The organism is Geobacillus sp. PK12 (assembly GCF_004123125.1).
GTDB lineage: Bacteria > Bacillota > Bacilli > Bacillales > Anoxybacillaceae > Geobacillus > Geobacillus zalihae.
Map to the genome: position 1 here is coordinate 1 of NZ_SDKL01000022.1, position 12,039 is coordinate 12,039.

Annotated in this window: 9 protein-coding genes and 2 pseudogenes; 2 read left to right on the top strand and 9 right to left on the bottom strand. The window is 36.1% G+C overall.

Annotated elements, in window-relative coordinates; all coding sequences use genetic code 11:
• Nucleotides 1-273: 273 nt before the first annotated feature.
• The 8 genes and pseudogenes from ETR37_RS09375 to ETR37_RS09410 form a co-directional block, all read right to left on the bottom strand.
• Nucleotides 274-909 (bottom strand): LysE family translocator, encoded by a 636-nt coding sequence (locus tag ETR37_RS09375; RefSeq protein WP_129447179.1) that lies wholly within the window; start codon nucleotides 907-909, stop codon nucleotides 274-276.
• Between the two features lie 181 nt (nucleotides 910-1,090).
• Nucleotides 1,091-1,534 carry a GNAT family N-acetyltransferase gene (locus tag ETR37_RS09380; RefSeq protein ID WP_064550468.1) on the bottom strand — a complete coding sequence of 148 codons (444 nt, stop codon included), beginning with the start codon at nucleotides 1,532-1,534 and terminating at the stop codon, nucleotides 1,091-1,093.
• Nucleotides 1,535-1,620: 86 nt separating this feature from the next.
• Nucleotides 1,621-2,221: pseudogene (locus ETR37_RS09385) on the bottom strand (GNAT family N-acetyltransferase).
• 60 nt (nucleotides 2,222-2,281) lie between these two features.
• Nucleotides 2,282-2,800, bottom strand: coding sequence for a GNAT family N-acetyltransferase (locus ETR37_RS09390; protein ID WP_129447180.1), 519 nt, complete (start codon nucleotides 2,798-2,800; stop codon nucleotides 2,282-2,284).
• Between the two features lie 215 nt (nucleotides 2,801-3,015).
• A complete protein-coding gene (locus ETR37_RS09395; RefSeq protein ID WP_129447181.1) occupies nucleotides 3,016-3,468 on the bottom strand; it encodes a GNAT family N-acetyltransferase in 453 nt (150 codons plus the stop codon).
• 153 nt (nucleotides 3,469-3,621) lie between these two features.
• A complete protein-coding gene (locus ETR37_RS09400) occupies nucleotides 3,622-4,311 on the bottom strand; it encodes a M15 family metallopeptidase (RefSeq protein WP_129447182.1) in 690 nt (229 codons plus the stop codon).
• A gap of 582 nt (nucleotides 4,312-4,893) precedes the next feature.
• Nucleotides 4,894-5,277, bottom strand: a complete 384-nt coding sequence (locus ETR37_RS09405) for a VOC family protein (RefSeq protein ID WP_129447183.1) — start codon at nucleotides 5,275-5,277, stop codon at nucleotides 4,894-4,896.
• A 1,072-nt stretch (nucleotides 5,278-6,349) separates the two neighbouring features.
• Nucleotides 6,350-7,267, bottom strand: a complete 918-nt coding sequence (locus ETR37_RS09410; RefSeq protein ID WP_129447184.1) for a LysR family transcriptional regulator — start codon at nucleotides 7,265-7,267, stop codon at nucleotides 6,350-6,352.
• 138 nt (nucleotides 7,268-7,405) lie between these two features.
• Here ETR37_RS09410 and ETR37_RS09415 point away from each other — a divergent pair, with 138 nt between their 5' ends.
• Nucleotides 7,406-8,584, top strand: a complete 1,179-nt coding sequence (locus ETR37_RS09415) for an MFS transporter (protein WP_060788963.1) — start codon at nucleotides 7,406-7,408, stop codon at nucleotides 8,582-8,584.
• Nucleotides 8,585-9,294: 710 nt separating this feature from the next.
• A complete protein-coding gene (locus ETR37_RS09420; protein WP_060788962.1) occupies nucleotides 9,295-9,843 on the top strand; it encodes a GNAT family N-acetyltransferase in 549 nt (182 codons plus the stop codon).
• Nucleotides 9,844-10,732: 889 nt separating this feature from the next.
• Here ETR37_RS09420 and ETR37_RS09430 read toward each other — a convergent pair.
• Nucleotides 10,733-11,402 (bottom strand): annotated as a pseudogene (locus ETR37_RS09430) (LAGLIDADG family homing endonuclease).
• Nucleotides 11,403-12,039 lie beyond the last annotated feature (637 nt).

The following is a 12,039-nucleotide window of genomic DNA, read 5'->3' on the forward strand; positions in this document are numbered from 1 at the left end:
AAAAATCCTCCCGATTTTCGTTGGGAGGGTGCGAAATGTGAGATCTAAATACTCCGAACATAATGATCCCAACCTTTGTGGATGATTTATGTTTTATCACGGGTTAAAACATTAAAGATCCCATGCAATGGCATGGGATTTCTAGTATATTATGTTTAATTCTAGTTTTTAATAATTAAAAACTATTAGCTGGTTTAGTGAAACAAAAAAAGCAATTACTTTATTAAGCAGTTTTCATCTTTATAATAAAACAGTAATCATCCTGTTTAAAGTTTATTGAGCTGCTTTTGTTTGAAATAATTTTATACCTAACCCTATAAAAATAATCCCTGTTAATTTGTTTAATAGGTTTGCTATCTTTGTATTTTCTCTTAGTTTTTCGGTAGCAAATGAAGCAAAATATGCAACGATTAAACACCAAAGAGTACCTGTAGTAATAAATGAAATTCCTAAAATAATAAAGGGAATGGGACCATAAGGATTGTCTGTAATAATAAATTGCGGGAGAAAAGAAATAAAGAATAAAGCTACTTTTGGATTTGTAACATTGGTTATGACTCCCTGCATATATATCTTCTTTAATTCCAAATGCTGTAATGCAGAAGGTTCGAATTTTAGTAATGATTTTTGAAACAACATTTTTATACCAAGATAAATCAAGTAAGCAGCACCTATTACTTTAATTGCGGTAAATAACACAATAGATTGTTTCAAAATAATAGATAGACCAAAGGCAGCTAATAAAGTATGGATGAAAGAACCCGTTGAAATTCCAAGTACAGAGTAAACGCCTGCTTTTCTGCCTTGTGATATACTTCGGCTAATAATATACATGGTGTCAGTGCCGGGAGTTAAATTCATTAATATGGCCATAAGTAAATAAACTCCGTAACCAGTTATTCCAAGCATTCGTACACCTTCTTTTCCATTTATTTTATTACCAACAGCATATCATCAATGAAGCTGTTTAGGAACTAAACCTTACCTTCTTCAACTAACCTGACCGTTACCACCCATGCCTCATTTCGCGGTACCACAGATTATGAAAGAATTTCTGTTCTTCCATGGTAGTGAAACAGTCTAATACAATTCACAAATTCTTTTTCATAACAATCCTATTGTTATTCACAACATAACCATTTTTTCTATAGAAGTTTTCTGCGAGTCCTCCATTGGAAGTTAAAAGATAAATGCTTTTAACGTTTTTCTTCTGTAATTCCTCCTCTAAAAATTGGAGAAGTTTGGAACCATAACCTTTACCTTGAATTTCATTATTGATGCATAATTCTGCTAAATAAAAAGTTATTCCTTGATATGTTGTTTTGCTGTTTCCTGCTATAAAACCAATTGGAGTTTCATTGTTTTTCCAAAAAAACCCCGTAAATTTAGGAGTATGTAACAAATCCGTAAGCCTTTCTTTAGTAGTTTTATACGTCCAACTTTCATTCCAAGGCTCACTATTAAAAACTTTAATATATAGTTCAATACATTGTTCCAAATTATCTGTTGTAATTGGTACAATTGTTTCTGTCACTAAAAATTCCTCCTCCCAATATAATTCTTCAACTTCCCTGCCTCTTTAGCCAACCATGCAGCAAACTTCACCACAGATGATAAAAGTTAACTCGTTCTTTCATGGGAATTGAATAAGGGATTATTCTTTTTAAACTCATTCCATTCCTCACGAAGAATACCCATTCGGATGGAATCATAGTATTCACCATTATAGTAGCGGCATTTTCTCATTCTACCTTCTAATCGCATTCCCAATTTTTCCGCACATCTTATCATTCGTGGATTTCCAGACCAAGTCGTCAGACCCACTCTCTCGATGGTTAGATTTTCAAAGAGATAGTCAATCCATAAAGACAATGCTTCCGTTCCAAATCCACCATTCCAATGTTCAGGAGAATATATGACGATTCCCATTTCAAGCCATCGTGTACGCTTATCCTCCCAATAATAGCTAATCATACCTATAATTTGACCTTGATGTTCAATAATCATTTGACTTGGTACATCCGTAACATTCATTCTTTCTTCCATTCTCTTAGAAAACTTTTCAAAGGTACAAAATTCAAGCGGATAAATAAGGAGCGTCGTACTTTTTCCATTCTGGATTCTCCACACCGTATATCAGGTTATATAGAATTGGCAGATCATCCCGTGTTGGTGTGCGCAGAGATATTCTTTTTCCTGTCAGCAACAACTTTTGTAACATNNCCTTATGATGTAAGGTAGCTTTTTTGTACATATTTTATTTAAATTTCGGACCCTTAGTTCAATAACCCTTCGTTACTTTCTTTAACCCCGAGTATATATAATGGTTCTTACCGAAAATAAATACTTCTTTTTCCTTAGTGAAACCAATCTTCTCTGCCACACGAATGGATGGAACATTTCTTGGATCAATAATACTGATCAGCTTATTTAAACCCAATTTATAAAACGCATATTCTTTGCACGCTTTAGCCGCTTCTGTTGCGAACCCCTGTGACCAATATTTTTTATTCATATGGTATCCAATCTCCACCTCAATACTGTCATTTATTTTTTGTTTAACAAGACCACAATCACCGATCAATTCATTCGTTTCTTTCAAACAAACCGCCCATAATCCATAACCATCATCCCGATATCTATCTTGATTTCGTTTAATCCAGTCTTGAGTTTGCTCAAAACTAAAGGGAGCCGGATAAAACTTCATTGTTTCTGGGTCAGAAAAAATATAATGTAGAGAAGTAATATCTTCATCTCTATACTGTCTTAATATCAACCTTTGTGTTTCAAGAACAACCATTTCCCCATACCCTTCCCTTTTGTTTAATCTCACGTTTTAACTAATATTATTTGATTTAAGATAATGAATTCCTTGTTCCTTCAACCTTTCTGCTCCCTTAGCCAACCATGAAGTAGGATTCAGCACAGATGACGGAGGGGAACTCGTTCTTCCATGGGAGACAATCATGCCAAATCTATATGACACCATCAAATAAAAAAGCTACTGGATATACACTAACTGATTTCATAAACTAACCATTCAGACAATTGACCACCCATTTTGTTGTAAAGAGATTGAGCAACCAAATTATCCTTTGCAGTTTCCCATGTCATGTAGGCAAAATCATTCTCTCTTATATAAGACAAGCATGTTTGAAACAGTTTCTCGCCTAGTTTTTGCCCTCTTGCTTCTGGTATCACAAACAAGTCATTTAAAATAGCCATTCTTTTCACCTGAAGGGTGCTAAAGGAGAAATACAGGGTTGCAAAACCTAATAAATTCCCATCCTGTTCTGCAACAAATTGTATTCCACTGGCGGGGTTATCCAATAAATCTTGTATCAATCCTTTAAGTGACTCTTCAGTCGGTCTAGGTCTTTTATAAAAATCCACAATGTATTGATACATTAAATTTAAAAGTTGTGGAATATCTTCTTGATTAGCTGTTCTGATAGCTAAATCTCCCATTTCTTTCTCCCTCCATTGTATCTTTATGAATTTCTTTTAAACATTCCTGCCTCGTTAGCTTAAGAAGAAAGTTGCCGCAGCAACCCCAATAGAATCGTTTATTCATAAAAAGGTTGATTATTTTCTGGCTTGTTTTTTCTATTTTTGTTCTAGTTATGCCTTTTGCAACAGATTCAACAATTCTTGTTCTGAAACGGGATGATAAAGGGCATGATCCACGTTCGTCATTACAGCCCAGTATCTGTCACCATATGACCAGTGCCACCATTCTGTAAAGTAATTAACAAAACCAACAGACTGTAGAGCGTGTGCGAGGATCTGACGATTTTGCATTGCTTGTACGCTGATGTTGGTTGCATCAAAAAAAGTTGCGTTGTCCGTTTCTTGTGGTATGGCATCATATGGTGTACCAAGATCCAATTCGCTACCATTGGAGTCAATCAGGGTTAAGTCTACTGCACCACCTGTTGGATGAGGTGCTACTTCAGGAGGTGCTACGTATTTGGATGCCTCAGCCATTAAATGATCTAAATCTTGATTTGAAGAATTTTCTTTTACCCGTTGTAATGCCCGCTCAAAGGCTCGCTTTTGAATATGTAGAGGCCTGTATCCTTCCTTAATGAGAAAACGGATACCTTTTGGAAGGAATTTTTTAGCTAAGGACAGTTTATTAGCTACGGAAAGGCGGACAAAAGAAAAGTAACGACTCCTGTTAGAAAGGGATGGATCCACAACGATATCTGGATCAAAATGAACAAGGTCAACAAATGGTTCTTGTGAAGGACATACATTCATTGAGGAAACCAATGGATCACTCATTAAAATTTTTCTTAATTCTTTCATAAAAATATCCCCTTCTTGTAATGATTTAGCTACCTACAAAAACTCCAGATTCCTCCGTTCTATCTCTCCACAAACAAATCTAAGTCTTTAATATGACCGACAACATTTTTATTGTATATTATTCAATCTATATTTTCTAGTAATATTTTAAAAATTCTGTTATTTAACTATACTGCCCGTTCGAGGTACAAAAACATAAAAAAATGGTCAAAAATAACACCATTTTGACAAATCAATTGATATTAATTAAATCGAAAAAAAAGCTGGGTAATTGCCCTGCTTTTTGGTTTGACTATTTTTTAAATTAAAATTTGATAAAAACTAATTTAAAATCAATTCAGACTTTTTGACTAACACTTCTTTCACTCAGACAACCATTTCTTAATAAAACGGTTTGTACATCCTATCTGTATAGGTGTCAATTACAAAACCACGACTGATAGTAAAAAAACTAATATAGCTTAGAATTATTGAAATATGGCTAATCGTAGTTGAAGTTACAGAGTTAATGAGGTTTAAACTTATCACCTGTGTTTAAAACAACAAGTGCCCCTGATTGTTTTAATTAAAGCATTCAAATTATCACTTTTTAGGTGAAGTGATTCTTAAATAATAACCATCTGGGTCAGTTAAACGAAAATCCGTCATTCCCCACTCTTGTTGTTTTAGTTCTGATTCTAATTCAATTTGCATTTCACATATACGTTGATAATAACTTTGAACATCATCTGGAACTACTAATATTATTTCAACTCCCATCCCTTTCCGAGAAGTTTTAATTTCGCTAAAATAATGGTTACTCGAAATAACATCTTCTTGGGTTAAAAGTAAGTTAAGATTCTCCGCTTTAAACATAGCACTATTTTCATTTTGGGAAAATAAATCTAATTGAATTACGTTTTTGTAAAAATCAACAGACCTTTGTAAATCTTTCACGAACAATTCTAATTGTATATTTAACGTCATTTTCACAACCTCCAAACAAACGTTCTTTTCACTATTATACAACAACACTTATTAGTATCAAATATCAACAGAGTTATTTAATATATATTTTAACATTAAATACCAAATCCCCTCTAAAAAATCGCCTTAATATCCATAGGGCGATTTATTTAAAATAAATGATGTCATTCATGGTAAATTTTAGGTAAGCAATTCCAAGTCCTTATACGGGTGTGAATATATAACATAGTACACTAAAGAATCCCGTTAGCCAACCATGAAACGAACTTCACCCACAGATGATGACAAATGATGAAATTTAATCCGTTCTTCCATGGGAGACAACCATGTCGCATTTATGCGGCACCATCAAGAGAATAAAAACATTAATTTTCAGGATAGACCTCCATGTCGTGCTTACGGCACCAACAAATGATGAAAATACTAATTTTCGGGATAGTTGAACAAGAACTTCAACCAATTGTGTTATTCGGGACCTTTTTACCTACTAAGCGGAAAACCAAATAACCTAATACATTAAATAGTATAAAAGTAAAAAAACCAGCCTACATTAAGCCTTTTGTGGTGATACGCATTGATATTTCTTTTCTTTTTGATAAATCGAATCGATAAACTCTTCAATTTGTTTCACAGTTTTTCTCCCCCTTCTATAAACGCATCAATATAATGCAAGGTATTTATTATATAATATTTCTTATTCAATTGAACTGCTCTGTTCGTATTATAAGGTCAGCCAGATATTCTGGTTGACCATTTTTTATATGGTTTTATTATAACGGTAGCCGGGGCAGAACGTCCCTGCCCGTGAGGCATAGACCCCGTGGGGCTAAACAGTTCCCCCCCTACTTGTAGACACATGATTCAGGATGGGTTGGACTTGTGATCCCGTATAACAAGCGAACCTATGATGCTACAAGGAGGAGGCTAATATGATTCTTTTCATGTTTTCCTTTTTATGCAATTATTCAGACTTCAAATGGAACTCAAACCACGTATGGTTCACCAATGAGTCCCCGCTTTTCTCATGTTGGTGTCCCTTCACATTTAACAGCTTGCTTGATCTAAAAAGAGATCATTTCCAATTATGCTGATTTAAGAGTGGGATGACAGATCTTTTCATTAGATCAATAAACGCATGTACAGTTGGTGATAGATTGTCGCTTTTCCAAGCAAGAGCTGTCGTAGTGGTAAATGGATTATTCCGAATGTCACGATAAACAACTTTATTTTTGAATACATATTGTATAGAAGCTGGTACGAGAGCTACGCCCATTCCTGCTGAAACAAGAGAGATGACAGTAGGTAATTCCTGTGTTTCTAGTACTACCTTTGGTTGGAATCCTGCCTGATAACAACCGTTCATCACTGTATCATAATGACTTTGATTTGCCTTTCTTCCCGTTAAAATGAATGGATCATTGGATAAATCAACAAGATTAATCGGGGATGTTTCGGAAGCTAATGCATGATCCTTTGGTAAAGCAACCACCATTGGTTCTTGTCGAATCACTTCAATATTAATTGTGTCATTTTTTATTTTTATAGGATGGCAAAGTATTCCTATATCAATATGGCCTTCGTGTAAAGCTTTCACTTGTTCCGCTGACGTTAACTGTTGCAAATCTATATGAATATTAGGGTATTCCTTTCGATAGTGCTCTATAATGATTGGAAGAATATCATAGGCTGCTGAGGCTATGAAACCGATCGTTATTTCCCCAGCCTCCCCACGGCTTATCATTCTTACTGTTTCAATTGCTTCCTCTAGATTCTTCAAAATCTGATAAGCTTTTTCTAAAAACACTTGTCCTTCTTTTGTTAACTCTACCTTCCTTTTCGTCCGATGGAAAAGCGGTACCCCTATTTCTTCTTCTAATTGACGGATTTGAAGACTTAATGGCGGCTGTGCCATATTTAAACGAGCTGCCGCTTTACCAAAATGTAATTCTTCAGCCACTGTTATGAAATATTTCAAATGACGCAGTTCCAACGCGTTGCCTCCCCTTTTAATACTTATTATATATTAATACAACTATAAATATATATTAGACATATTACAATTAGTTTTGTAAAGTGGAAATAGAAGAGCTCTTCCATAACAAATGATTCAGTAAAAATGGAGGTTATCATGCGAAAAGTTCTTCTCCTCACGATAGGTATGTTCGCTCTTGGGTTTGATGCCTATGTGATTGCTGGTTTATTGCCGAATATGGGGACAACGTTCAAAATAAGTGCCTCACAAACGGGGCAAGCAGTAAGTGTCTTCACCCTTTGTTATGCACTGGCAGCTCCAATTTTTGCGACATTGTTGGCTGGAAAGCCAATGCGCAGGATTTTAGTGCTGGCACTTTTAATATTCTCATTAGGTAATGGAGCTAGTGCACTAGCCTCGAGTTTCTCCATGCTGCTTATGGCACGTGCAATTGCAGGCATCGGGGCCGGGCTTTATTCCCCGTTGGCCGCTGCAGCTGCCGCATCCCTTGTTCCTATGCAGAAACGCGGCCACGCTCTTGGTATGACGCTAGGCGGCATGAGCACGGGAACGGTCATAGGGGTTCCACTTGGATTGATCATTGCTGAACATCTAGATTGGCACGCAACTCTCTGGTTCATCACTGCACTAGGTCTTATCGCCATGATAGGAATTGTCATATGGTTTCCAAGTTTTCCGGCTTCGGCGCCACCATCGTTGCGTCAACGTGTTGCGATGATGACCAATGGGAGGGTTGCAGCAATTGTTGGCATCACTTTTATGACCAGCATGGCCAGTTTGGGTCTCTATACATATATCGCAACCATTTTGGATAATCTGGCAGACATTCCTATCATTACACCTTATCTTTGGGCATGGGGCATTGGTGGCGTAGTCGGGAGCTTTTCCATTGGCACTTTGATTGACCGAACAGGGAGGCCAGACTTGCTCATGGCTGGCATTTTAGCCATCATGGCTTTAGCCATGTTCAGCTTACCATTCGTATTTCCATTTCCGATGCTATCATTTCTGCCTTTCATTCTATGGGGAGCAATGGGATGGGCCTCTCAAGCTCCGCAACAGCATGAATTACTTCGCTTACAACCTAATCACGGCGCAGCTGCCGTTGCGTTAAACAGTTCCGCTAATTATTTAGGAAGTGCGATAGGTTCCGCTCTTGGGGGGATGGTGATGCTAGCCGGATTGGCACCTTCCCGACTTCCGTTTGCTGCTGGTTGTCTAGTATTAGTGACCCTACTGGGACAATGGAGGATTGTGTCAAGCAAAAGAAATCGTGGGCAAGCGAGAAAAAACATGAAAAATCAAATGCAATAAAGACTATCTCAAAACCTGACAAAAACATAAGATAGATCGCCTTTCTACTCAATCGGTGTCAAAAAAATAAACAATAAAATTTCACAGAGACTTGGATATAAAAAAGAAACTCCGAGTGGTCTTTTCAAGACCGCTTGGATTTTTTTTCTTAATGAAAGGATCCCCTGAAAATAAGCGGTATACAAAGATATGAACCGAATAGTATGGACAATACAATTTATTTTATTTTAATGAATCGTTGTGCCAAAAATTAGCACGAGTGTCTCTGTTATCGTTTGTTGTTGATTTACGACCAAATAAACCAGCCACCTTTATCATAGATAGGTAATCCAGCGATAATAAAGGAGATCAGAACTCTGTCAAATTTCAATGTTGATTTTTAGAACACAGAAAAAGACCGAAATAAATCTAACGGGTTCCGTTTTGAGGTGCAAAACAGGCATTTGACACACAAAAAATAGTGTGCGAATTGGCAATCGATTCTGCACGCTATTTGTCCTGTCCTTATAAGGCTTTTCGCAAAAAGTCATTCACTTTGGCAGGAGAAAGTTTGAACTATCTCGAAGATGAGAAGATGAAAAGAATTTATGGAGAGTGTCAATTGCATGCCAATTCAAGTGTCATTTTCAATGTCGATTTCCATGAGACGAGATACTCTATCCATCATAGGATTCCTGTGGTGTTTATATGTGAAGAAGGGATGAAGAAAGATGAAATTAGCGGGACACAAAATCTATTTGCGATTTTTAAGGGATACAGATGTGGGGCCTTTGGCAGAGATGTACCGTAGAAACCGAGAATTTTGGCAACAGTATACGCCAGATAGGCCCGAGGAGTTCTATACGGAGGAATATCAGTTAAATCGAATCCAAACCAGCTTGGCGAAGATGGAAAGAGACGAGCAATACACGTTCGGCATTTTCCTCATCGGTACTGATGAACTGATTGGCATCATTGAGTTGACTGAAGTGGTCCGTGGTCCTTTACAGACATGTTGGTTAGGCTATTATGTAGATCAATCGCACAACGGACATGGATATACTACTGAAGCTGTGCGCCTAGTCGTTGACTATGCCTTTGAGGTTCTCAAGTTACACAGAATTGAAGCAGGAGTCATGCCACATAACATCGGGTCGATTCGAGTTTTGGAGAAGGCAGGATTCCATAAAGAAGGGCTTTCCAAGAAGAACGTGAAGATTAACGGAAGGTGGGAAGATCATTTACACTTCGCTATCGTGAATCCAAATGATTCAGAATGACTAGGACGCCCTAATTTTCCTATTCTTTGTTATAAAAACGGCTGACCTCAAAATCGGATCAGCCATTTGTTATTGGAAACTAGGCTTTGTTCATGTCAATTGATACTTCTGCACCTTAAAACAGAACCCGTTAAAATAAAACAGTCTTTTTTACAATCTTGTTTAACTATCGCTCCGTTAGCCAACCATGATACATTTCGCAACACCACAGATGATGGAAGTTCATTCGTTCTTCCATGGGAGATAACTATATCGCATCTATGCGGGACCATCAGGAGAATGAGGATAGACATTCATGTCGCGCTTACGGCACCAGCAAATGATGAAAATACTAATTTTCGGGATAGTTGAGTAAGAAAAGAATGATACCTCTTTTTGACTCTTTTAGTAGCAGAAGTATCAATTCTTTTTTTCTTTCCTGATTCTTTCTCAATGTGTGTTAACTTTGATTCAAGGTAATTTCTCATTTCTTCTACATTTAACTCTCTTTTAGGAAAACTATATAGGCACTAACTGAGCTATTATATATATTTGTCCTCTTCGAAACTTTTGATATCAGAAACAAATGAAGGTATCTTAGGCCGTGTTATCATTTTGGTGGATATTCAAACAAAGAAAGCAATAGGTTTTATGTATTGTGAATAATAGCATCGAGGGATTGAATAGTTAGAACATTTTATTTTACTTCTCTCTTTACATTTTTTCCTATCTTTTTCTAGACAAATAAGTACACACGTGCTAATATGTACATAAATTAACTCAATTTATTTTTTGGCTACAATTATCATTTTTTTATACGAATTATCAAAGTTTATACGCGATTATTAAGTAAACTTACTGACTTATCATTTTTTTATCCTTCACTTTATATTATGTCAACCGAAATTAGTTACTTAACTTCCCTTTCTTTAATTTTATAAAATTCTTCGCTAAATGATTTGTCACGCTTCAACCATGTATAATACGTTCCTAATGTAATTCCAACTGTTTCACATGCTTGATGAACGCAATAACTTTTTCGATATTCATCGATAAAAGCTTTTTTTCTTGCTGCAACAGATACCCTATCTATCTTACATTACACAAAATTCTTGACGGTACCTTTTTCTGCCGCTCATATATAAACGAATATGTTTTTCGTTTTTGGTTAAGTACATTTCAAATCCTCGAGCTTTTAAATGATTCTCTAATGCTGTCATAAAATCCAAAGATCCGCCAACAAAACTGACTACATATCCATGAGAATTAATATTTCCATCACCGTCAAAATAGCCTCTTATAAAATGATTTAAATACACTTCTGGAACATACGGAAATTTTATATCCAGTGATTTATTTGGTGTGATACCATGTATCTCCATTAAATCGTTTTTCATAACTTTGCTATTGAGATATAACATATAAACACCGGTTTGCTTATTTTGATAAAGTGGTTGATTAGACCCTAATTCGTCTCTGATTTGTTCTAAAATATATTTTTCTTTTTGCGCGAATCCGATCGTCTGAAAATCATTGGAGACAAAACCGTCCGCTATAAAAAAACCTAAGATATAAGCCATATTTTTAGACCAAGTCTTGAAATAATCTTCATTTAACTTATACTTACGCTTCCAACTACCAAACGGCCTTTTTTCAATATTATGATCAGACAAAATCATTCTTATATATCTCGGAGACACATTAGAAAGCTTTGCAATTTCAGTAGTACTAGCACCTTCAAGATAAAGTTTTATAATTTCGTCTACCTCCAACGTTCGTTTTATATTTTTTCTTGTCATCTTTAAAACCCCTTCCATATTTATTTAAAATATATTATAAGAACAAATGTTCTTATTGTCTATATAAATTAAAATATTCGTAATAATCCCTTCCTCACTTTAATTAATGAATGGAAATAAATCGCAAAACAAAAAAGAGACAGTAAAGTGCAAGTACTGTCTCATCACGCCGCTTTATTCCTTATGCTCCAGAATGGCTTGCCACTCTTTCTCCCGATCTGTTTCCTAGGGTTCGATTCGGTAGCTCAGCCAGGCAGCAGGCAGAATCAGGCTGGATAACAGTTGCTCAAGTTTAATCCCGATAATGAGTCCTTTCCGCGGTTTGGAGAACTTCTTAAATTCAACATGGTTACTCTGTACAGCTCAACGATATTACAGAAAAGTTCCATGAGCAATTTTTGCTCTCCACCCGGGCATG